Annotated in this window: 21 protein-coding genes; 4 read left to right on the top strand and 17 right to left on the bottom strand. The window is 35.4% G+C overall.

Annotated features, from left to right (window positions below):
- Positions 1 to 2 precede the first annotated feature (2 nt).
- From KI430_RS11350 to KI430_RS11285, 14 genes are all read right to left on the bottom strand, one after another.
- Positions 3 to 1,136 (bottom strand): beta-ketoacyl synthase N-terminal-like domain-containing protein, encoded by a 1,134-nt coding sequence (locus tag KI430_RS11350; protein WP_248874868.1) that lies wholly within the window; start codon positions 1,134 to 1,136, stop codon positions 3 to 5.
- Positions 1,136 to 1,555: an acyl-CoA thioesterase gene (locus tag KI430_RS11345; RefSeq protein ID WP_248874866.1), complete on the bottom strand. Its 420-nt coding sequence runs from the start codon at positions 1,553 to 1,555 to the stop codon at positions 1,136 to 1,138. The genes KI430_RS11350 and KI430_RS11345 overlap by 1 nt, the downstream gene beginning before the upstream one ends.
- 180 nt (positions 1,556 to 1,735) lie before the next feature.
- Positions 1,736 to 2,116, bottom strand: a complete 381-nt coding sequence (locus KI430_RS11340; protein ID WP_248874864.1) for a GxxExxY protein — start codon at positions 2,114 to 2,116, stop codon at positions 1,736 to 1,738.
- Between the two features lie 149 nt (positions 2,117 to 2,265).
- The gene (locus KI430_RS11335; protein WP_248874862.1) at positions 2,266 to 3,525 is read right to left on the bottom strand and encodes an ABC transporter permease; all 1,260 of its coding nucleotides are present in this window, start codon (positions 3,523 to 3,525) and stop codon (positions 2,266 to 2,268) included.
- Positions 3,515 to 4,270: an ABC transporter ATP-binding protein gene (locus tag KI430_RS11330; RefSeq protein WP_248874860.1), complete on the bottom strand. Its 756-nt coding sequence runs from the start codon at positions 4,268 to 4,270 to the stop codon at positions 3,515 to 3,517. Before KI430_RS11330 ends, KI430_RS11335 begins: the two co-directional genes overlap by 11 nt.
- 39 nt (positions 4,271 to 4,309) lie before the next feature.
- Positions 4,310 to 4,591: a Txe/YoeB family addiction module toxin gene (locus tag KI430_RS11325; protein ID WP_248874859.1), complete on the bottom strand. Its 282-nt coding sequence runs from the start codon at positions 4,589 to 4,591 to the stop codon at positions 4,310 to 4,312.
- Complete coding sequence (locus KI430_RS11320) at positions 4,573 to 4,782, bottom strand: DUF2683 family protein (protein ID WP_248874857.1); 210 nt, start codon at positions 4,780 to 4,782, stop codon at positions 4,573 to 4,575. Before KI430_RS11320 ends, KI430_RS11325 begins: the two co-directional genes overlap by 19 nt.
- Positions 4,783 to 4,830: 48 nt before the next feature.
- Entirely contained in the window at positions 4,831 to 5,826 is a 996-nt protein-coding gene (locus KI430_RS11315) for a BtrH N-terminal domain-containing protein (protein WP_248874855.1), read from the bottom strand.
- Positions 5,827 to 5,828: 2 nt separating this feature from the next.
- Positions 5,829 to 6,233, bottom strand: a complete 405-nt coding sequence (locus KI430_RS11310; protein ID WP_248874853.1) for a hypothetical protein — start codon at positions 6,231 to 6,233, stop codon at positions 5,829 to 5,831.
- A gap of 2 nt (positions 6,234 to 6,235) precedes the next feature.
- Entirely contained in the window at positions 6,236 to 6,679 is a 444-nt protein-coding gene (locus KI430_RS11305; RefSeq protein WP_248874850.1) for an ABC transporter permease, read from the bottom strand.
- Positions 6,680 to 6,685: 6 nt separating this feature from the next.
- Positions 6,686 to 7,117 carry a hypothetical protein gene (locus tag KI430_RS11300; RefSeq protein WP_248874848.1) on the bottom strand — a complete coding sequence of 144 codons (432 nt, stop codon included), beginning with the start codon at positions 7,115 to 7,117 and terminating at the stop codon, positions 6,686 to 6,688.
- Entirely contained in the window at positions 7,117 to 8,256 is a 1,140-nt protein-coding gene (locus KI430_RS11295) for a beta-ketoacyl-ACP synthase III (protein WP_248874846.1), read from the bottom strand. Before KI430_RS11295 ends, KI430_RS11300 begins: the two co-directional genes overlap by 1 nt.
- Before the next feature lie 3 nt (positions 8,257 to 8,259).
- Entirely contained in the window at positions 8,260 to 9,174 is a 915-nt protein-coding gene (locus KI430_RS11290) for a dialkylrecorsinol condensing enzyme DarA (protein WP_248874844.1), read from the bottom strand.
- Positions 9,175 to 9,206: 32 nt separating this feature from the next.
- Positions 9,207 to 12,872, bottom strand: coding sequence for an MMPL family transporter (locus KI430_RS11285; RefSeq protein WP_248874842.1), 3,666 nt, complete (start codon positions 12,870 to 12,872; stop codon positions 9,207 to 9,209).
- A gap of 248 nt (positions 12,873 to 13,120) precedes the next feature.
- Between KI430_RS11285 and topA the strand changes: the two genes are divergently transcribed.
- A complete protein-coding gene (topA, locus tag KI430_RS11280) occupies positions 13,121 to 15,679 on the top strand; it encodes a type I DNA topoisomerase (protein ID WP_248874840.1) in 2,559 nt (852 codons plus the stop codon).
- 239 nt (positions 15,680 to 15,918) lie between these two features.
- Here topA and KI430_RS11275 read toward each other — a convergent pair whose 3' ends face one another.
- The 3 genes from KI430_RS11275 to KI430_RS11265 form a co-directional block, all read right to left on the bottom strand.
- The gene (locus tag KI430_RS11275; RefSeq protein ID WP_248874838.1) at positions 15,919 to 16,362 is read right to left on the bottom strand and encodes a hypothetical protein; all 444 of its coding nucleotides are present in this window, start codon (positions 16,360 to 16,362) and stop codon (positions 15,919 to 15,921) included.
- A gap of 3 nt (positions 16,363 to 16,365) precedes the next feature.
- Positions 16,366 to 17,154 carry a hypothetical protein gene (locus KI430_RS11270; protein WP_248874837.1) on the bottom strand — a complete coding sequence of 263 codons (789 nt, stop codon included), beginning with the start codon at positions 17,152 to 17,154 and terminating at the stop codon, positions 16,366 to 16,368.
- Positions 17,155 to 17,489: 335 nt separating this feature from the next.
- Entirely contained in the window at positions 17,490 to 17,969 is a 480-nt protein-coding gene (locus KI430_RS11265) for a hypothetical protein (RefSeq protein ID WP_248874835.1), read from the bottom strand.
- 179 nt (positions 17,970 to 18,148) lie between these two features.
- Between KI430_RS11265 and KI430_RS11260 the strand changes: the two genes are divergently transcribed.
- The 3 genes from KI430_RS11260 (at position 18,149) to KI430_RS11250 (ending at position 21,808) form a co-directional block, all read left to right on the top strand.
- Positions 18,149 to 19,237 (top strand): glycoside hydrolase family protein, encoded by a 1,089-nt coding sequence (locus KI430_RS11260; protein ID WP_248874834.1) that lies wholly within the window; start codon positions 18,149 to 18,151, stop codon positions 19,235 to 19,237.
- 160 nt (positions 19,238 to 19,397) lie between these two features.
- Complete coding sequence (locus KI430_RS11255) at positions 19,398 to 20,747, top strand: hypothetical protein (RefSeq protein ID WP_248874832.1); 1,350 nt, start codon at positions 19,398 to 19,400, stop codon at positions 20,745 to 20,747.
- Positions 20,696 to 21,808, top strand: a complete 1,113-nt coding sequence (locus KI430_RS11250) for an acyltransferase family protein (protein ID WP_248874830.1) — start codon at positions 20,696 to 20,698, stop codon at positions 21,806 to 21,808. Before KI430_RS11255 ends, KI430_RS11250 begins: the two co-directional genes overlap by 52 nt.
- Positions 21,809 to 21,839 lie beyond the last annotated feature (31 nt).

The raw sequence follows: 21,839 nt of genomic DNA, 5'->3' as shown, positions 1-21,839 counted from the left end.
TTTTAGCATTTTTCCAAAACAATTGCTGCATTACACCCGCCAAAACCTGATGCTGTTTTTAAAATATATTTGATTTCCGCAGGTTGATTTTCTTTAATAATATTCAAAGGTTGGGAAGTTCCCGTTTCTTCAAAGTTTTTAGACGGAATTAAAGTATTGTTCAAAGCAGATTCCATAGAAATGATGTTTTCCAATAATCCCGAAGCACCCAAACAGTGTCCGTAATAACCTTTCATACTGTTCAAAGGGACATTCTGCAATTCCATTCTGTTGAAAGCGATGGCTTCCATTTCGTCGTTATATATTGTTGCCGTTCCGTGTGCGGAAATAAAATCTATTTTTCCTACGGGAACTTTGGCTTCTGTTATTGCATTTTTAATGCTTGCAAATAATCCGTCACCAGTCCTTGATGGCCCCGAAATATGGTTCGCATCATTAATTGCTGAATCTCCTAAAACTTTAAAACTAAATTTTTCGTTTTGATTTAATTCTGAAGTGATATAAACTGCTGCTGTTGCTTCACCGATGTTAATCCCGTCACGGTTTTTATCGTAGGGTTTACAAATTTCGGTTCCGATCGCCTGAAAAGAGTTGAAACCAGAAATTACAAATTCAGAAATTTCGTCTCCGGCAATGACAAAAGCATCTTTATATTTTCCTGCCACAATCATATTCTTCGCAACAGCAATCGCCATTACGCCGGAAACGCAGGCATTGGAAACAACAATCGGTTTTATTTTAAATCCGAAGAAGTCAGCAATTTTTTGAGCTAAGCTGGAAAGAAAAACGCCTTCCGGTAAAGTTTTCTGGTTTTTTAATAAACTGATATTTCCTTTTGTGGTTGATAAAATAAAAGCCGTTTCGTCTGAAATCTGATGTTTTTCAACTAAAGGTTTTAAACTCAGCAAAAACATTTTTTCCAGTCGTGTGAAATTCTGATTGTCGAAGTTTTTATTGAATTCTTCGTTTAACTTTTCAGAATCAACCATTGAAGCATAAAAAGGCTCCTGATTTTCTATGATTTTATGTAAAGCTACGCCGGATTTTCCCTCCAAAAGAGCATTCCAATTCGAAGAAACATCAAAGCCTAAAGGTGTGACGCAATTGTAATCTGTAATATAAATTTCCTTCCTCACTATAATCCCATTTTATCTTTCCAAGCCTGAAAAAAATCAGGATTATACAAACATAAATTATTATCTGAATCTAAGAATACCTGAATCGTTTCTCCTGAACAGACCAATTTATTTTCTTCGTTAAAAAGCTCGTATTTATAAATCAATTTCGCAGAGTTTGAATTCACGAAAGTCGTTACAATTTTAAAAGTTTCTCCGTATTTTAAAGGCAGAAAATGTTCGCAGGTACTTTTTACAATAGGTGTTACAAATCCCGCTTTCTGAATGTCAAGATAAGTCAAACCGTGTTGTCTTCCGAAAGCTTCCCTTCCGTCTTCAAAATACACGATATAATGACCGTGCCAAACAATTCCCAACGGGTCTGTTTCATTGAATCTTACGCGTACTTCTTCGGTACAAGTTAAATCTTTAGACTGCATTTTTTTCTTTTTTTACCACAAAGGGCACAGAGTTTATCACAAAGGTCACTATTTTAAACTCATTTTTAGTTATATTCCTTGTGTTCTTACTGGAAAACCCGTTGTGTTCTTCGTGGTTAATAAACTACAAGGTTCACAAAGTGAGTCACAAAGTTCACAATGATTATTCTAAAATTTTATTTATAATGTTCCATTAATTAACCTCTTAACACCATTTTTAAATAAAACTGAGTTGAAATTAATCAATAAACCTAATTTACAATTGCTTAATTTTAAATAAGTTAAAATTTGAGCGATATGGATGTCATTTAATGTTTCAACGGATTTTATTTCTACAACAACTTTTCTTTCAACTAATAAATCAATCCTATAGCCAATATCAAGTTTTATTTCGTCATAAATTAATGGCATTGGCTTCTGTTTCTCTATCAGTAATCCGGATTTCTGTAACTCAAAGTACAGACATTCTTCATATGCGCTTTCCAGAAGTCCTGCTCCAAGCTGACGGTGAACTTTTAATCCGGCATCAAATATAACTTTTGAAATCTCATTTTCATTCATATTCATTTGTGTTTTTAAAGTTTAAATTTAACTGTTCATTTTTACCACAAGGTGCACAAAGGATTTCACAAGGGACACAAAAATTATGTATATTCTTTAGAAACTTATTTATTTGTGCTCTTTGTGAAAAATCTTATTGTTCCTTGTGGTTAAACAGCATTCTGTTTTCTTTCGTAAAATAAAGCAATGGCAACCATTGCTACATAAAATAAAAATAAGAAAATCAATTCTTTGGCAATTTCACCGATTCCGCTGTTTCTTAAAATGATATCGTAATACGCATTCAAGCCCCAATTCATAGGAGAAAATGCGGCAATTTTCTGCATAAACTCAGGCATTAAAAATACCGGAACCCAAATTCCGCCGACTGCAGCCAAAACCACGACCGAAGTTGCACCAAACGGAGCAGATTGTTCCTGAGTATCAGCAATTGTTCCCAATAAAACTCCAAATCCGATTGCGGCTAATCCAGCAAACAAAGTGACGATGATAAGATTGAACATTTTCCCTGTCACATCAAATTGTGGTAAATCCATATACGGGAAAAGCCATATTCCGACGGCAACCATCAGTAAAAACTGGATGACGCAAATAATCAGATACGTAAATGTTTTTCCTAAAATATGAATGTAATACGGAGTCGGACTCACGCGAACTCTCACGCTCGTTCCCTGACTTTTTTCTTTAACTAAATTAATCGACAAAGGAACCACAATGAAGAAAATTGCAAACAACGCCCAAGCTGGAACATTGTGTTGCACTGAGTTTGGTTTGGCTTCCAAAGCAGATTTGGGAACAATTTCTTTAAAAGTAATCAAACTCTTGTTATCCAAATCTTCCGTTGTACCAAGTTGGTCTTGGAATGCTTTGTAGATTTTTTTATTCTCGATCTCGAAAACCATTTTGTTGATGGCATTCATCACCGAATTTTTGAATCCGGCATTGGTTGCAGGGTCAAAATACAGATGAATATCTTTTGCTTTGGAGGCTACAACTTTTGTTGCGGTTGAATCCGATTCTAAACCAAAAGAACTGACGATTGTCTGAACTTTTGAATCGATATTTGAATTGATATCTTTCGTAAGATTCTGAGGAATCACAATCGCCATCTGATAATCGCCGGAAAAAACCGCTTCCTTAGCCGAATTTTCGTTGTAATCCGTCAAAAGCTGAAAACTTTTGCTGGCTTTCAGTTCGGATTCTATTCTTTTTGAAATTTCAGAATGGTCGTTGTCGATGAAGATAACCGGAATTTTTGAACCTTCCAGGTTTTTGAACGTCGAATCCTGAATCAAGGTAATAGTAATAATCAGTAGCAAAGGCATTAAAAATATAATGACAATTCCTCCGATATCCCGCTTCAGTAAAAGGATTTCCTTAAAAAAACTCCTCCACAGTTTATACAACATCTCTCAGTTCTTTTCCGGTTAATGATATGAAAACGTCTTCCAGGTTTTCTGCATTGGCCACTCTTTTTACCAATTCTTCAGGCGTTCCGGTGGCGTGGATTTTTCCGTGGTCGATAATCGCTATTTGGGTGCAAAATTCTTCCGCTTCCGACAAATGGTGCGACGTGTAAATAATGCAGGTTCCTTTTCTATTTAAATCCAAAAGATAATCGATAATCGCTTTTTTGGACTGAACATCAACGCCAACAGTCGGTTCGTCCAGAAACAATACTTTCGGGTTATGAAGCGTTCCGGCAATCAGGTTACAACGGCGTTTCATTCCTCCCGAAAACTGATCAACTTTTTTATCCGCAAATTTTGACAAACCCATTAATTCTAAAGATTCATCAATGGTGTCTCTCAATTTTTTGTGGTTTAAACCATACAGACTTCCGAAAAACATCAGGTTTTCTTTGGCTGTCAAAGTCGGATATAGTGCATATTCCTGCGGAACAACGCCAATAATCTGTTTCAGTTTGGTACTATTTTTCTGAGGCGAAAGTCCGTTGATGGTAAAACTTCCCGAAGTTGGTTTGATTAAACCTGAAAGCATCGAAATCAAAGTCGTTTTTCCAGCTCCGTTTGGACCAAGAATTCCGTAGATTTCGTTTTTAGATATATTTAAAGAAATATCGTTTACAGAAAATTCTTCTGCATTTTTATATTTCTTATAAAGATTTTTTATTTCTATGATGAAATTTGACATTTGGTAGTTCTGACTTTTTATGAATTAATTTAGAAGAGATCAATTATCGCTGTAATGTCCCAAAGAACTTACTACGATTACATTTTTGTCTTCTTCATAAATTTCATAAACAAATCTGTCTTTTTTATTGATTCGTCTGCTCCAAATTTCTCCATCAAAATACTTTAAATGTTCCGGATTTCCATTTCCCGTTCTTGGATGCTCTTCTATTTCTTTAAAGAAAATTTCTACTTTCTTAATGTCAGATTTATTGCCGGACTTTAAAATTTTAGAAAGGTCTTTTTCCGCTTCTTTTGTACGGACTATTTGATACCTTCCCATACGTTTTTTGTGTTAACAGCAACAATATCTCCCTCTGAATAAGCTTTTCTAGCCCTTTTTACTTTTTCAGCAAAATCCTTCGAAGGAGTTTCGTCTTCCTGTATTTTTAAATCAGCAACACCTAAAGCTTTTAAAATGGCTTTAATTTTTTTACTTTCGCTTGAATCTATTTTAAAACTGAATGTTGTCATAAGTGATTGTATTTTAGTACAAATTTAGATAAATTAATCTACTGACGGTTAAATCGCTTTTTTTAGTTTTTTGTAAAAAGCTTCTTCTAAATCAGCAATATGAAGCATCGATTTTGAAAGCTGATTATAAATATCACTTTTCGAATTTCTGTTTTTGTAAACTCTCGCAATATCCACAGCAAAATCTCTCCAAAGGTCGCCGATTGCGGTAATTTCTTTGGATAATTCTTTCAATTCATCATTTTTAAGAATAACAGCAGCTTCCTGTAAAAAAGCACCATAAATAAATCTGAATCCGCCACCGCCGGTTCCGATTTCTTCCTGCATTCTGATAAGTTGTCCGAGATAATGATTGGTCACTTTCGTTCCTTTTTTCTCTGCCCATTTCGGGATGCTTTTTGCCACCCAACGCATCGCTTTTACACCAATAATCGGAACGGGAGCCAACATATTTTTGCAGGTGTCTTTAATTCCTTTTTTAATCGCTTCTTCCAGATTGACCGCTTCCGGAATGTAAGTCGGGAAATACATATGACCTTTTGGTGGAAGTGCACCTTTTGCGTAACGAACTTTTTCCAGTTCGGCTTCGGAAAGGGAAGTGGCAAAATCCATTACAGGGTCGCTAATTAAAAATCTTCCGTTTTCTTTGCCGTAAACAACAAGATTATGAGCATTGAAGTGGAATTTATATTCTTCAGGAAAATAAGTCAGGTTGAAAACGCCAACCTGTAAACCTGTCGGGATATTTTGTTCCAGATTTTTTTCTAAAGCAGTTTGCGCATCTTTTGGATTGGAGAATTTTTGTCTTTTGATTTTGATTCCCAGTCTTTTTGCGGCTTTGCTGAAAATCGCTCCCGGCATCGGACGATAGCTGAATCCCGGCGCAAAATTCACTTTCAGGAAAGGTAAATACACGAAAAACAATCCGGAACCGATTCCGAAAATCATAGGTTCACTAAGTTTTAACCCTTTGTTGAGTAATAGATTGGAGGCAACACCGTTTTCGCAATGTGCGGTTTGGTGATGTTCAAAGTTGATTTTCATTGTTATTTACCGTCGAAGTTTTTTAATTCGTCTACCGAAATTCCGAATGCATCGGCATATTTTTTCAGGGTAGAATCGCTGAGTTTTTTGAAAATTTTGGGTTTTGTGTGCCTTTTGACCGTCCATTGCCATTTGTCAACATAAGCTGCAAGAACCTGTAGATCCATTTTATTCAATTCCATAAAATAGATGATTGGACTTACTATTCCATTGGCAACATTCTGTTTAGCTTCTGCTATACGCTCGTAAATCAATTCCATTGATTCGTCCAACGCTGCTTTTTTTGCTTCCCAACCAATGCTTTGAGCCGTGGTGTAATTGTTATTTTCATCCGTCACATATAACATTTCGGTCATATTTGCAGACTGCAAATTACTTTCGTCTTGGGGAATATCCTGTTTTTTCATCGTTATTGTTTTATTTCCTGAATAAACAAATTAATTTCAGCTCTGATTAATATTTCATCATTAAGAAAAGTTTCGCAAAAAATGTTGCAGATGTTTTCAAATTGAGAGATTAATGATGCTTTTGAGATGATGATATCATCCACTTTTGGCAATGCGAAAATCTCTATTTTTTTGATATTCGTAATGAAACCGATTACTTTTGTCTCAATATTCGGATTCTGGAAAAAACTTTGTCCGAGGATCGATGAACACGTTTGCGCCAAGTTTTCTATTAATCCAGCTTCAACAAAGTCATTATCAGAAATAAAAATATTGTCTTCGGTAATTTTAAATGATGTGATGACTTTTTCTTCCGTCAATTCCAAAATGTAATCTGTCATCAGCATTGGTTCGCGATGTGGCAGAAAATTGTGGATGTTGATTAAGCTTTGATCTTTCAGTTCCATTTAAAATTATTTCACAACGGTTTTCATCTGCGATTTTGCAATCACTTTATCATTGATTTTTGTAATGATTTCTACCAATGTTACGCCCATCATTTCATTAATGATAGTCGCTTCGGATTTTAATACATCTCCAGTTTGAGGTAAACTTTCGGCTTCAAAAGATTTGATAGCACCGATGTAACCTGTTGGAGATTCTTTGCCTAAAAGAAAATATTTGTAACCCGTATGCAGAGCCACACTCTGCGCCTGATGTTCAATCAAACCAGAGGCTTGAAATGTGTTTTCATTAACAAAAATATTGTCTTCTTTAATGACAAATTCGGAAATCAAATGATTTTCCGAATATTCCAAAAGTCCGCTTACCATTACAAAAGGAAACTTTTGCGGAATCAGACTTTCTATAAAATCTTTGTCAGAGTTTGGTAACTTGATTTCCATTAACAAACTGTCAATAATGCACAAGAATAGGCAAATCTTCCACTTTCCGGAACGCAAAGAAGGATTTTTTCTCCTTTCTTCAATTTACCAGAATTCATCAATTGTTCTACAGCAATGAAAATGGATCCAGCACCGATGTTTCCAACTTCAGAAAGATTATAGAACCACTTTTCCCAAGGGAAATCCAAACCTACTTTGGCAAATTCTTCCTTCAATCCGTCTTTGAAATAACCAGAAGAAATGTGGGCCAATACGTGATCTACAGATTCCGGATCCAACTCGTGTTTGTCAAAAGATGCTCTCAAACTTTCTGCGCCTTTAACTAAAATATATTTATCAAGAATTTTTGTGTCTTGTTTCAAAGCGAAAATTGATTGCTTCAACCATTCGTCAGACGGATAATCTGCCCAAGATTTTAGACTTCCATCTTCCTGTTTTTCACAACCAGAGTACATACAAGCTTCTATCTCGTGAGCGTAAGAATAGAAATCGATCCATTCGATTCTTAAAGACGTCTGGTTTTCTCTCGGTTTGTTTTCCAATAAGAATGCGCCAGCGCCATCAGAGAGCATCCATCGTAGGAAATCTCTTTTGAAAGCGATGATGGGTTTTTCTTCCAAAAGTTTCAGGTTTTCTGCTTCGTGATCAAATTTGTCCGCTGTCATCCAAGAAGAAAATCTCTCAGAACCCACACAAACTGCATTGTTCTTAACACCAGCTTTTACAGAAAGGAAACCATAGTTAAGCGCATTCATCCCAGAGTTGCAAAGTCCCATAGAAGTATTGATTTCTACAGATTTATTGATATTCAACTCACCGTGAACCATTGATGCATGAGACGGTTGGATTTGGTCTGCAGACGTTGTTCCGCAAGATAACAGTTCCATATCTTCTTTTTTGAAATTCTCATCAAAAAGCCCATTGATTGCATTCGCGGTAATCTGAGCATTGGTATGAGTGGGTTGTCCGTTTTTGTCAAGCGCATAATATCTGGTTTTGATTTGATTATTTCTCAAAATCAGTGCTCTTGCTTTAGAAGGTGTGTTGTTTACCAAACCAAGATAGCTTTCCATATCGTCATTGGCTATCGGTTCGTTTGGTAGGTATGTAGAAGATTTGGTGATATAAACGTTACTCATTTTTTATTTTAAATTAATTCCTTGTAAATATTCTCTTTGTTTTTTTCTTTTAAACCACAATATTGGTGTCATAAGGATATGTGGAACCAAAACTATGGGTGAAATAATCCAGATCGCTGCCATCAAATATACCTTAAAGAATTTTATCAGCAAAGGACGCTTTTCTTTTTTCTTGATAATCAGATTGGACCATACGGTGAAAATTTTGTTACCGACTTTCTCTACTCTTACCAAAAAAGGCCTTATTTCTACCGCTCCGTTTTTGACCAGATCGGGCTGAAGATCCTTAAAGTTATTTTCGCGCAAATGCCCTTCAATAATCTTACCATACTTTACAGAACCGGCAATTTCTTCGTCAGAAATTCCCGCGGCAGGTAAAATTCCGGATTTTTCTTTTTGTCCGGTTGTCAGCCAACGCAGGATTGTAAGAACACTGGTGTAGTTGTCATGTCTGTCAACTAATGCAATATTTCCGACCAGTTGAGCCTTTAAATCACGCAGATAGACTTTTAGTTTTTCCTGAGAAAGCATCCACATATTCCTGGTTCCTGAGATTGTAACGACTGGTGTATCTTTCAGGATGTTTTCTGCATAACCGCTTTTCAGAAACGAAATAATCGGAATAGAAGGTGTTAAATACCAAACCTGATATCCGAAAAGGATGAGATCAAATTTTTGATTCAGAACATCTTCTGGTGGAGGTAATATTTCACTTGGGATTTGCAGATAAGATTCTGGAAATGTGTTGAAAAAAACATCACTTGGCCACGGAAAAGGGAAATCCTTTTTGAGCTGGATGTTGTAATAAGTGACACTATATTCGTCTTTTTTTTCCTCAAAAGGCTGAGCTATATTCTTCACAATATCCTTCAGTTGTCCGGTTTGTGAATAGTATATGACAAGAATTTTTTTAGGCATTAAAAAAATGGTTTTATACAAAACTATGATATTTAGCCCTTATTCTCATTTTTTTTGTAAACTTTTATGGTGTTTGAGTCAAATATTAAAGAATAATTCTTGTTAGAAAACAATAATGCTTTTGTTTTTAATAAAATAACAGTTTCCGGAAAATCAGCAATTTTTGAGAGATCGAAGTGGTCATCAGAAATCAAAAGCACATCAATGTTTTTATTGACCTCAGAAATGTTGTTGATATAATTGATTTTTCTTGTTTTGACAATATAACTCTGTTCGGCAACTTCTCGCTTTTCCTCATTACTGATAAAGCTGAAAATCTTTCTGCTTGCATGATAAAGACTTAAAAGAACATCTTTTTGACCAAAGTCATCTGAAATGTGTAGAATCACTGCTTCTTTTGAAATATGTTTGTCCAGTTCAAAATAAACCGATTTATTCGCTTCAAAATCTCGTTTGATTTCCTTTACAACTTCATTTTCTTTGTAAAGGAAACTTAAGAATAATTTCTTTCTGAAGTAATTTTCATCTTCCAATTCAGTTCTCAATTCAGAAAATTTTTCTCTGAACAATGCGTTGATTTTCTTCGTTCTTTCAGAATAATTTTTCCCAAAACTCAAATCATTTTTACTAATTCTATCGCCAACTTTTATCGTAATAGCGCCGTCATAAATGATGAAATCTCCTTTCGGAAGCACTTCGGAATTCCCGTGGATATAAACAGGAACAATATCCAAATCAAATTGCTCTGCAAGATAAAAAGCGCCTTTGTGAAATCTTTTAACATCATTGTCGAAAGAGCGTTTCGCTTCCGGAAAAACCATCAAAGAATAGCCGTTTTTTACTTTTTCCTTCAGTTTATCCATTCCATTTTCGATGCCTTGAGAAACGGGATAGAAGCCTAAAGCCTTCACCAATTTTCCGAAAACTGGAGATTCATAAACCCAATCATTAACAAGGTAAACGATTTTGTGAGTCGTCATTGCCATTGCCAATGTGTCAAGAAACGATGTGTGATTAGCAATAATAATAGAAGGTTTGCTAAAGTCTTCATTCGGATTTCTGATAACAGTTTTCTTAACAAAAGGATTAGTGTATAAAACCGAAGCAAGAAACTTTGCAATGAATTTTTTAATGAAAATCAAAGTGTTGCCTTTTGCATTCTTCACAAAAATACTTCCGAAGACCGAAAATAAAAATCCACCCAAACCATAATAAAGAAATGATAAAACAGAGTGCAAAAACAATCTGAAAGTAATCGGCGACAAACCTTTTTTCTGTCGGTTGATAATTAAAAACCTAAACCAAAACGGATATAAGGTTGAGGTAATTACAATCACGGAAAACATTCCGATTAAAGCGACTAAAGCCAAAGAATGTAAAGCCGGATGTTTCGCAAAAATCAAAGAACCGATGGATAAAATCGTTGTGAAAACTGCCAAAATAATCGAAATTCTGTATGTTGGAAGTTCATTTTTACCGGTTGTATGTTCTTTCTGCATCGCTTTCGTGAGGAAAATACTGAAATCATCACCGACTCCGAAAACCAAAGTACAGACAACGGTACTGAAAATATTCAATTCCAAACCAAGAAAATACAAATTTCCTGCAGTCACAACTCCCGTTAAAACAATCGGAAACATCGTCAAAACAGACAATTCGAAATTTCTGAAGAAAACAATAATCGTAAGAATAATGGCTAAAAGTGAGTAATTGATTAGCGTATTAAAATCATTTTTAAGCAAACCTAAAAAGTTCTCGTTCATCTGTTGGCGGTCGATTGCCAAAGCATCGTGATTCTTTTCAACATCTTTGATGAAAGCATCGCGTTTCTTTTCGTCCACTTTCACCACATTCGAAACGGTATAAAAACCATTTTCGTTGCTTAGGAATTCTGAGATTTGAAGTGCTTTAATTTTTTCGTAATCTCTTAAACTTAAAGTTGAATATGATTTATTTAAATTTTCATTAAACTTATCGAAAGCAGAAGCATTGAATCCGAATTTGTTTCCATTTTGAACCAATTCAGAGATTGTCTGATTTTTTTTGTTCTGATTCCAGAACTGGTTCCATTTTTCAACCTTTTTTTGTTGGTCTTCTTTCGATAAAACAACATTTCCAAGCGAATTATAGCTTAGGATTTTTCCTTCCTGCTTTTCTTTTTCCAAAAACCGGCTCAGCTGGGAATTTCTCGCCAAAGCTTCATTTTCAGAATTTCCATAAGAAATCGTGTAAATCGATTTTGAAGTAAGGTCCGATAATTTTTCAAGTTTCGCTTCGCTAATTTTCAAATCTTTTGGAATGTAATTTAAATCACCAATGTCTTCGTTAAAACCAACGTGACGGAACCCCAAAAGACACGCAATAATCATCAAAGAACATCCGATAATCAAAGGTTTGTTCTTTTCGTAAGGGTAATTTCCGATTTTATCGATGAAATTGGTGCTTACTTGATCGGATTTTTCTTTCGGATGATACAGTTGCGGAACAATGATCAAAGCGGTAAAAGACGACAGGAAAACTGTAATCGCAGCGAAAAGCCCAAGATCTTTCAACGCTTCAGAACGAACGAAAACCAAACACAAAAATGAAACCGCCGTAGTTGCGCTGCTCAAAATAATCGGTTGCGTAATTTCCTTGTAAAGCTCTTCAATATTGTTGTTGTGCTTGTAATGCGTTAAAATATGAAGGGCATAATCGATGGTAATTCCAATTAAAATTGCTCCGACGCTGAGCGAAATTGCAGAGATTTTATCTTTAATAAAGTATAAAATCATCAGTGAAATGAAAACGGCAAAAACAGTTGGTAAAAATACAATCAGTGGCGTAAAGAAATTCCTGAAGTAATACATCAACAAAATCAACAGAACCGTCATCGAAATAATAACCGTATTCTGAATGTCTTTCTTGATTTGTTGGGCATTCGCAACCGCAATTACCGGCGAACCAAAATAGCTGATATCAGTTTTTCCTTTGAATTCTTTGTTGAGGTTGTCTTTAATTTCATTTAACTGATTGACGAAAACTTCGTTGTTTTTCGTGTCGTTGCTTTTATTTTTAGGATCGATGAAGAGCAGGAGGTTTTTTCCGTCTTTGGTAACGATATAATTGTCTTCCAGCTTGAAATCTTTACTAATGTTTAAAGCATTGAGTTTTTTGATTCCGAGAAAAGTGATTCCGAGCGGATCTTTTTTGATAAATTCTTTGGTGACTAAACTTGTTGGCGAAACCAGCGACACATAATTGTTCTCTACCTGTTTTGCAATACTGTCTTTATTGAGTTTTCTTTCAATTTCCTGATAATCGTTTTCATCCAGAAATAAAGGCAGATTCTGATTGACAAAATCAAAAGTTTCGGAAATTTCGTTGTCATTTACTTTTCCCTGAACAGAACCGATGTATTTCTGTAAAGGTTCGATTTTATGTAAAAAAGTATCGGCAGTTTCCGAAAGTTGGAATTGGTCATCTTTTGATTTGTTCTCAATGATAACAATAATTTTGTCTGAAAAGTTCAATTGCTTTAGAACTTTTGCTGTCAAATCAGATTTGTCGTTTTTCGGAATAATCTGATTGATGTCTTCTTCAAAATTAATTTTAGAAGCAAAAAAACCACAAATGACAAGAATTCCCAATGCTGCTGCGATGGAAATGAACCGGTTTTTAGAAATAAAATAATATAAATGGATGAAGAGACGATGCATTTTGATTTAGACTGCAATAGTTTTACAGTAGGGTTAAAGTTTTTTATTGTTCATAGAACTTATTCATTTTCAATAGATAAAACTGTTGGTTTTTGTCAATTGAGTCTGCGAATTTAATGAAAAAGTTAGAATCCAGAGTTTAAAAAATATTATAAAATCAATAATATATATAAGGAATAGACAATAGAAATGATTCTTAAAATGGTTGATAATAAAAAAACTCCTACTTTTGCAAAAATTTTTCTAGAATGCCAAAAAATTTAGTGATCGTCGAGTCTCCGGCAAAAGCAAAAACAATTCAGAAATATTTAGGCTCAGATTTCGAGGTTAAGTCCAGCTTCGGGCACATCCGTGATCTGCCTAAAAAAGGGATGGGAATCGATCTTTCGAATTTCACACCGGACTATGAAGTGTCTGCTGATAAGAAGAAACTGGTGACGGAACTAAAAGCTGCTGTTAAAAAAGCAGAAATGGTTTGGTTGGCTTCCGATGAGGACCGCGAGGGAGAAGCTATTGCCTGGCATTTGGCAGATGAGCTAAAACTGAAGCCTGAAAATAGAAAAAGAATTGTTTTCCACGAGATTACCAAAAATGCGATTTTAAAAGCCATTGATAATCCAAGAGATATCGACCAAAATTTGGTTAACGCACAACAAGCGAGAAGAGTTTTGGACAGAATTGTAGGTTTTGAGATGTCGCCGGTGCTTTGGAAAAAAGTAAAAACGGGTTTGTCTGCCGGTAGAGTTCAGTCTGTTGCAGTAAGATTGGTGGTAGAAAGAGAAATGGAAATCAGAAGTTTTGTTCCAAAGCCAAGTTTCAAAGTGGAAGGAACTTTCCTGAATAATGCAAAACAGGAGATCGCCGCTAAACTGAAAAAAGATTTTGAGAAAGAATCTGAGGCAGAAAAATTCTTGGAATTAGCAAAAACAACAGATTTCAATGTTCTGAATGTTGAGACCAAACCTGGATCTCGTACAGCATCTGCTCCGTTTACAACATCTACGTTACAACAGGAAGCTTCTTCCAGATTGGGTTATGGTGTGACAACAACGATGCGTCTGGCACAAAGGCTTTACGAAGAAGGATTCATCACATATATGAGAACGGATTCCGTAAATCTTTCTCAGGAAGCTATCAATGGAGCAAAGGCACAAATTATTTCAGAATACGGCGAAAATTATTCTAAACCGAGAAATTATACCACAAAATCATCGTCTGCACAAGAAGCGCACGAAGCGATTCGCCCGACAGACTTTTCTGTGAAATCCATTGGTGATGTGCAATTGAATAAATTGTATCAGTTGATTTACAGAAGAACTTTGGCTTCCCAAATGGAGAATGCTAAAATCGAGAAAACGGTTATCGAAATTGGGAATTCAAAATTGTCGCAACACTTCGAAGCGCAAGGTGAAGTTATCGTTTTCGATGGTTTCTTAAAAGCTTACGGCATTGTGAAAACTGAAGATGATGATGACGAAAGCAACGAAAAATTGTTACCGAAAGTAGCAATTGGCGAAGCTTTAGACTATAAAAAAATAACAGCAACAGAAAAATTCACAAGACCATCAGCTAGATTTACCGAAGCTGGTTTGGTTAAAAAACTGGAAGAATTGGGAATCGGTCGTCCATCGACTTACGCACCGACAATTCAAACCATTCAGAATCGTGAATACGTTGATAAAAGAGAAATAGAACCACAAACGAGAGAAATCGTAAAAATGACTTTAGGCAAAACCGGAGTTAAAAAAGAAGTTATTGATGAAAAGTTTGGTGGTGATAAAAATAAATTCGTTCCTACGGATATTGGGGAGGTGGTGAATGATTTCCTAATCAACAATTTTGCTGAGATTCTGGATTATGGTTTCACGGCCAGAGTGGAAGAAGGCTTTGATGAGATTGCCAACGGTGACCAGAAGTGGAAGGAAATGATGACGGATTTCTATTCGAAATTCCATCCAAGGATTGAAGATGTTGAGGAAAATGCAGACCGTGCGAATGGCGAAAGAATCTTAGGCGTTGATCCTAAAACCGGTAAAAACGTACACGCAAGAATCGGAAGATTTGGACCAATGATTCAGATAGGCGAGCAGGACGATGAGGAGAAACCAACGTTTGCTTCATTGATGTCCAATCAAAATATTGCGACCATCACACTGGAGGAAGCTTTAGAGTTGTTCAAGTTACCTTTCGATTTGAAAGAAATTGATGGTCAACCCGTTTCTGTGGGTGTTGGAAGATTTGGACCTTATGTGAAATGGGGCGAGACTTACATCAGTGTTCCGAAAGGTGAAGATCCATTATCTATTGACCAAAATAGAGCAGAGGAAATCATCAATGAAAAGAAAGTGGCAGATGCACCAATTGCTAACTACAAAGGTGAGCCTGTAACCAAAGGAACGGGAAGATTTGGACCTTTTATCAAATATCAAAGTATTTTCATCAACGTTCCGAAACGTTATAACTTCGATAATCTTTCTCAAAACGATATCAATGAATTGATTGATGCCAAACTGGAGAAAGAAGCCAACCGATACATCCAGCATTGGGAAGCAGAAAAAATTTCTATCGAAAATGCGAGATGGGGACCGATTGTAAAATACGGCAAGAATATCTATAAAATCCCTAAAAAGAAAGATGATTCTAAGTATGAAGCAGACGAACTGAAAGATGTTTCATTAGATGAGGTGAAAAAATGGATCACAGCACAAGACCCGAAAGCCTTTGCTGAGAAAAAGAAACCGGCGGCTAAGAAAGCAACTACTGCTAAAAAGCCTGCTACGAAGAAAGCGACGGCGAAGAAGAAGTAATTAAACTTTTATAAAATAGAAAGCACAGATTTTTGGTCTGTGCTTTTTTTGTTTGTTATCAAATTGGATAGCGCGGATTTGTTTTAGCGAAAGTCACGGATTGTAAATCCGCGCCATCGTGGTTATAAAGCACAGATTTTGGTCTGTGCTTTTTTTGATTGGTTGCTGATGATTAGCGCTTTGTTGTATTGCTCAAAGTCAGGAGACTTTGCGCAGCGGGGAAATCAAAACAATTTTTTTTAAAAAGGCAAATCATCATCTTCCGTCTTTTCTAGACTTGCAATTTTCATTAATCCACTGACTATTTCTGTGAATTTGCTGGTTTTAAATATTAGCTCAAGCGTATGTCGTAAATTTTCTTCATTTTCAATTTGCACCAAAGAATCACTTATATTTAATTCTGCTTTAATTCCGTATTCGATCTTCAATGCGCAAGGATATAGTTGAACATTATAAAATAGTTCGAAAACTATATATTTATATGCTCTCATAAATTGGCTATGTAAAACTAAATCATCACTAAAATTTGCAGAATATTTAGAATTAAGTAATTCTACCTCTGATTTTTTAACTAAGGTTAATTTTAATAAATTATTGGTGGCTTCGCTAAATCCTGAAATGACATCCAATACAACTTCTGTTGGAGTATTTAATTTTTTTATTTCAAATTTTTTCCAGTCCATATTTTATAGTGTATATTCATATTTAATTGGTAAATGATCCGAGTAATTGATATTATAGCTACTAGAATCAAAAATAGTATAATTTTTAGTTTCTTCAATTAGATCAATATGGTCAACCTTTATTTTTTTTAAAAACTTTTCACTTAAAACAACCTGATCTAAGAAATGGTGTTCAATTACATCAAATGAACTATTTGATGGTCTTTTTCTATAGAAACTTCCTGGGAAATATGTTTTAGCATATAATTTCCAAGTAGGATTATAGTAAACTTCCTTTTGTTTACCTCTAAATGTCCTTTTTGAATTAAAGTTAACTGAATTTGTTGCGGCTAGGCCGTCATAGTTTACCATTGGTTTTTCAAAAGGATTGACATTAAAATCTCCAATTAAAATGATATTAGTATTAGATGATTTTCCGATGTATTGTTCAAAATCCGATTTAAATTCTGAAATATTATACTTTAGAGCATCAAAATCATAAGAATATTGTGAAGGCATATGGAGTGCTATAATATTTATATCGGTTCTTTTTAAATAAATTCCACTATAGTCATTTTGTTGCAGTGTAAGATTGATATCGTCGACAGTTCTTGAACTAATAATTAATATTTTATTACACCCAGGATTGGGGATTATTTGATAATTTAAAGATTGAAGATTTGTTTTAAAAGCTTCTATGTCAAGCTGCTTGTATTCTGCTAAATATAGCAAGTCTGGTTGTTCGGTCTCAATCAAATCGTGTATAACATTAAATGTATTGTTATTTTTAATGTTCCAAAATATTATTTTCAACAGATAGTTGTTTAAAAATTACAATTTATGTTTAAGGGAAATAAAAAAATCAGGTACATATATTCAAAAAATAAATATTTTCCAAATCTTTTCTATATTACTAACCAAATATAACCCATTTTTTCATTCCACCCAAAAACCTTCACCAACCAGTCTTTTACACTCATCATCGAGTCTCCGAGACTCAAAAACGAGTCTTTTATACTGGATTTCGAGTCTTTTTGACTCAACGTTGAGTCTCGGAGACTGGAATTGAGTCTTTTATACTCAAAAACGACCCTTTTATACTGGTTTTTGAGTGTAAAAGAGTCATTTAGATAGTTTGAGAAATGAATTTACTCTGTGTCAGGTTTCTTTTTGTTGCCTTTTCTCGTGAATCTCTTGCTGAGGTCGTCGTAAATTGGTGTTGCGGTTGCTACGCCTTTATTGGATGCTTCTTTTACTGCACCATAATAAAGGAGGGCTGCCAAAAGCGCTTCGTTTCCTGCAATGGTAATCGTGTCGCTGAGGTCGGATGCCAATTGTTCCGCTAGATTACGAAGTGGAGAAAGTCCTGTTACCACGGCTTCATCCTTTAGGAACTCTGGTGTATCCATATAAGTAGGAGCAAATTCCGGATTAGTGTTCGTGTAGTCTTTTACTTTTTGTACGGTAGCAACGGTCTTGTCACCCATTTTGAAAATTGATGCTTTCTCACCTGGCGCCAAGGCTTGTACATAAGGTGCGATTAGAGTTCTAACTTCTTGTAGTTTTTCGGTAGCTTCTGCCAATACTGCAGGCGGAATCACTACACTGATTTGATTTTTCGTACTCATCGTTTGTGATTTTTTTGTTAAACAATCAAATGTAGTAAACTACAATAGACGATAGGTTTACAAAAGTTAATTTTTAAAATTTTAATAAAATTTTGGATGAAAGATTTTGATTATCCAATCCGAAACAGCAGGATACTTTCTCAACCCAATTGCTTTAACTTAGCTGAAAATCATGAGATATGAGCACATCTGGAAACTTTAGCCGAAAAGATTTTTTACAGACCTCTGCTTTGGGAATGGCTGCGGTGTTTTTTGGTTCGTCATTTACGAGAGGATTTGATTTTTCGGAGAAGCCTTATTTCAATCTGAAGCCTATCGGACGGCAGTTGTCTCTGGACGGCTACTACATCTGGTGCAGCTCTCCAATCTGGGGAGACGATGGTAAAGTTCACCTATTTTATTCCCGATGGAAGAAGGAAAAAGGGATGGGCGGCTGGCTGAATGGCTCCGAGATTTGCCGTGCCGAGGCAGATTCGCCGTTTCATCAATTCGAACATAAGCAAGTGATACTAAGTCCAAGAGGTGGCGGGTTTTGGGATGCAACGACTTGTCATAATCCACTCATTAAAAAAGTTGGAGACGAGTGGCTGTTGTTTTTTATGGGCAATTCCAACGGGAAAACCAACACCAAAAGAATTGGGTTAGCAAGTTCCAAAACTCTGGACGGCGATTGGGCAAGACCAGAACAGCCTTTGCTGCTTCCAGGGAAAGAAGGTGCTTGGGATGATCATTGTACCACCAATCCTGCTTTCGTAAAAGGGAATGATGGTAAATACTGGCTGTTCTACAAATCCTGGAACACCTACGAGTATGAAACCCAAAAAGGAACAGTGCGGGGTAACCGAAAATATGGTTTGGCAAAAGCCGATACTCCAACCGGGCCTTACAAGAAGGTTTCAGAAAATCCGGTCATCGATTTTTCCGCTTTGCCGAATAATGCGCAACTGGAAGACGCTTTCATTTGGGAACAAAATGGAAAGTTTCATTTGATAGCCCGTGATATGGGATTTTATAACCACGAATTTGGTTTGCATCTAACTTCCAAAAATGGATTAGAGTGGACAAAGCCAAAAATCGCCTATCTCGATATGAAATCTTATGTCACAGAACCAACACCTCCTAAACACTTGAAACGGTTCGGCAGACTGGAGCGTCCGATGCTTCTGATGAGCAAAGATGGAAAAAAGCCTCAATTTTTATTTGGAGCTACTCAGGGTGGAGATTTTGAAACTTCTACCACTTTTGTGTTTGAGATTCTGAATGGATAGTTTTTAAAGGCACGAAGGTTTTCTTTAAAGGAATATGCTTTTAAGACGCAAAGTTGATTTTGTCAAATTTTTGAAATCTTGGATAATCACAAAAAATTAATGAACAGTCTGAAGTTTTATTAATATTTTTGCCCTTACAACCAAGAAAACACATTTCCTGATGGGTGGAAAATTACAATTGGCAAACCTTAAAAACTTTCCCTGGCTAATCTTTTTTGTAGCGATCGTTATTTGGGTTGCAATGGCGGGCGCCAATTTCTATTACCAGAATCAAGGCGGTTATACCGGCACAGGTATCCTTTTCCCGATTTCTGTCATCTATCCCAATCAGTTTCTTTGGAGCGGATTTGTGTTTGCGTTTTTGTTTTTACTAACCGGGATTTTCACTTTCAGATATTCTGAAAAGCTGAATATTTATCTTTTGTTTTTGTTTACAATAGTTCTCGTGGTTTTAGGGAATCTGAGTCAGGGGGATTTTGATATTGCATTCCTGCAACCGTTTTACCTGAAAGGAAGACAATATTATACCGATGCTTTGGCGATTACCGACGGACAAATTTGGCTAAGAGATTTTTCTAAAAATCTGGAACATTTCCAGATGCACACCAAAACGCATCCGCCATTTGTAACGCTTTTGCATTATTGGATTCTGAATATTTCTAATATAGAGACCCTTGCGATTGTGTTTTTTGCGATGGGAAGTTTGTCTTTCCCATTGTTTTATAAGATTTTGCTTTATCTTGGATTTGAAGAAGTCAGAAGGAAGTGGATGTTGCTTTTGTTTGCGGTAATTCCTTCCGTTAATATTTATCTTTTGGTCACTATTGATGCATTGGTTTTGTCCTCAACCTTGATTTTTCTATTAGGATTTGCAAGAATTTTTAATCAGAAGAGAATTGATTCTGTTTCATTTTTATTGATTTTTTCTGGGTTGATTTTGACTAATCTTTTGACGTTTTCAGGATTATTTCTATTCGCATTTCTTGGATGTATCAGTTTCTATTTTTTAGTCAAAGGAAAATGGAGTTTTGTCTGGCTGAGTTTGATGAGCGCTGTTGTTTTTGTCTTGGCTTTTCTGATTATTTATACAACAACTGGTTATAATCAATTAGAGACCTTTCTGCTCGCATCACAATCCGAAAATCCGGATGGCTTCCGATTATTCCATCAGCCATTTGTATATCTGATGACAAGATTGGAAGACATTGGAGAGATTTTTCTGTTTTTGTCGTTTGGATTTTTGGCTATTCTCTTTTCTGAAAAATCAGGCACAGAAGTTTTTGAAAACCGAAATATCAATATTTTGTTTTTCTCAGCCATCACGGCCATTTCGACAATGCTTTTGACAGGTGCTTACGGAACCGGAGAAACGGCAAGAGCCTGTTTGTTCTTGGTGCCTTATTTCCTCATTTTGTTGAAGGATATTAGCTTTGATCAATTTAAAACCTTGTTTTATCTATGCCTTCTCCAAACTTTTGGGATGCAGATGATTGGAAATTTTTACTGGTAAAACACATTGCAATGCTGAACAATTTAACAGGACTGAGATTCTATACTGCATTTTGGGTTTTTCTCTATCATTTTTGTGTTTATACGGGAGGATTGGATAATTTCTTCGTGAAGAAAGGTTATCTAGGTGTAGATATTTTCTTTGTGTTGAGCGGTTTTATTTTGACCTATGCTTATCACAAAAGTTTCATTTTGGAAAAAGTGACTTCAAGGAAATATTATAATTTTCTGGTCAAGAGATTTGCGAAAATCTATCCACTTCAGATATTAACTTTTGTAATTGTTGGCGTTCTTTTGTTGGTTGGAAAATATGTTTTTCATCAAAAAGATTTGATTATAAGACCGGATCATATTGTTTCAAATCTCTTGATGATTCACGCCTGGAACATCAATGATGCATTGAGCTGGAACACACATTCCTGGAGTTTGTCAGATGAATGGTTTGCTTATCTGTTCTTATTCATTACAGCAGCTTTTATCATCAAATTGAGTAAATTTTGGGGCAGAATTGTTCTTGGTGCTGTTGTTCTTTTCTTTATTGTAAGATGGTTCAATATAGAGAATTTTGACCTTAATGAATATACTTTTAACGGAATCGAAAGGATTGTTCCTGAGTTTTTCCTAGGAATTTTAATAGGATTATTAAGATTTGATTTTAATATTTCGAAAAACGCAGCGAGTGTGATTTTTGCAGCTAGTGTTTTGGCTTTATTGACTCTTACAATCACAGATTACAAAGTTGATGCTTTGTGTATGTTGCTGTTTGCTGGGATGATTTATTCATTATCATTTCCAACGTATTTTGATAAGTTATTCAATTCAAAAAGGATGGTTTATCTGGGCAATATTTCTTTTGCTTTTTATATGTTTCAGCTAACAGCGTTTTATTTGTTCAAGCCGTTTCAAAACTATATCGGAAAACTGAATGTCTCAGGATATATTTCCAGTCCTGTAGAGTTGTTGATATTGGTTTTGATTAATTTGACGATGGCTTCTTTGGCTTTCAAATATTTTGAAGAACCGGTAAGATTGTATTTATTAAAAAAAATGATTAAAAAATAATTAATATCTGAAAAATTAAACCAAATTAATA

It is taken from the genome of Epilithonimonas zeae (genome assembly GCF_023278365.1).
GTDB lineage: Bacteria > Bacteroidota > Bacteroidia > Flavobacteriales > Weeksellaceae > Epilithonimonas > Epilithonimonas zeae_A.
This window is presented reverse-complemented; position numbering and strand designations above follow the sequence as displayed.

Coding starts and splice junctions, on each gene's coding strand:
- KI430_RS11345 (WP_248874866.1), bottom strand. CDS start 1,555: ATGCAGTCTAAAGATTTAACTTGTACCGAAGAAGTACGCGTAAGATTC.
- KI430_RS11340 (WP_248874864.1), bottom strand. CDS start 2,116: ATGAATGAAAATGAGATTTCAAAAGTTATATTTGATGCCGGATTAAAA.
- KI430_RS11335 (WP_248874862.1), bottom strand. CDS start 3,525: ATGTTGTATAAACTGTGGAGGAGTTTTTTTAAGGAAATCCTTTTACTG.
- KI430_RS11330 (WP_248874860.1), bottom strand. CDS start 4,270: ATGTCAAATTTCATCATAGAAATAAAAAATCTTTATAAGAAATATAAA.
- KI430_RS11325 (WP_248874859.1), bottom strand. CDS start 4,591: ATGGGAAGGTATCAAATAGTCCGTACAAAAGAAGCGGAAAAAGACCTT.
- KI430_RS11320 (WP_248874857.1), bottom strand. CDS start 4,782: ATGACAACATTCAGTTTTAAAATAGATTCAAGCGAAAGTAAAAAAATT.
- KI430_RS11315 (WP_248874855.1), bottom strand. CDS start 5,826: ATGAAAATCAACTTTGAACATCACCAAACCGCACATTGCGAAAACGGT.
- KI430_RS11310 (WP_248874853.1), bottom strand. CDS start 6,233: ATGAAAAAACAGGATATTCCCCAAGACGAAAGTAATTTGCAGTCTGCA.
- KI430_RS11305 (WP_248874850.1), bottom strand. CDS start 6,679: ATGGAACTGAAAGATCAAAGCTTAATCAACATCCACAATTTTCTGCCA.
- KI430_RS11300 (WP_248874848.1), bottom strand. CDS start 7,117: ATGGAAATCAAGTTACCAAACTCTGACAAAGATTTTATAGAAAGTCTG.
- KI430_RS11295 (WP_248874846.1), bottom strand. CDS start 8,256: ATGAGTAACGTTTATATCACCAAATCTTCTACATACCTACCAAACGAA.
- KI430_RS11290 (WP_248874844.1), bottom strand. CDS start 9,174: ATGCCTAAAAAAATTCTTGTCATATACTATTCACAAACCGGACAACTG.
- KI430_RS11285 (WP_248874842.1), bottom strand. CDS start 12,872: ATGCATCGTCTCTTCATCCATTTATATTATTTTATTTCTAAAAACCGG.
- topA (WP_248874840.1), top strand. CDS start 13,121: ATGCCAAAAAATTTAGTGATCGTCGAGTCTCCGGCAAAAGCAAAAACA.
- KI430_RS11275 (WP_248874838.1), bottom strand. CDS start 16,362: ATGGACTGGAAAAAATTTGAAATAAAAAAATTAAATACTCCAACAGAA.
- KI430_RS11265 (WP_248874835.1), bottom strand. CDS start 17,969: ATGAGTACGAAAAATCAAATCAGTGTAGTGATTCCGCCTGCAGTATTG.
- KI430_RS11260 (WP_248874834.1), top strand. CDS start 18,149: ATGAGCACATCTGGAAACTTTAGCCGAAAAGATTTTTTACAGACCTCT.
- KI430_RS11255 (WP_248874832.1), top strand. CDS start 19,398: ATGGGTGGAAAATTACAATTGGCAAACCTTAAAAACTTTCCCTGGCTA.
- KI430_RS11250 (WP_248874830.1), top strand. CDS start 20,696: ATGCCTTCTCCAAACTTTTGGGATGCAGATGATTGGAAATTTTTACTG.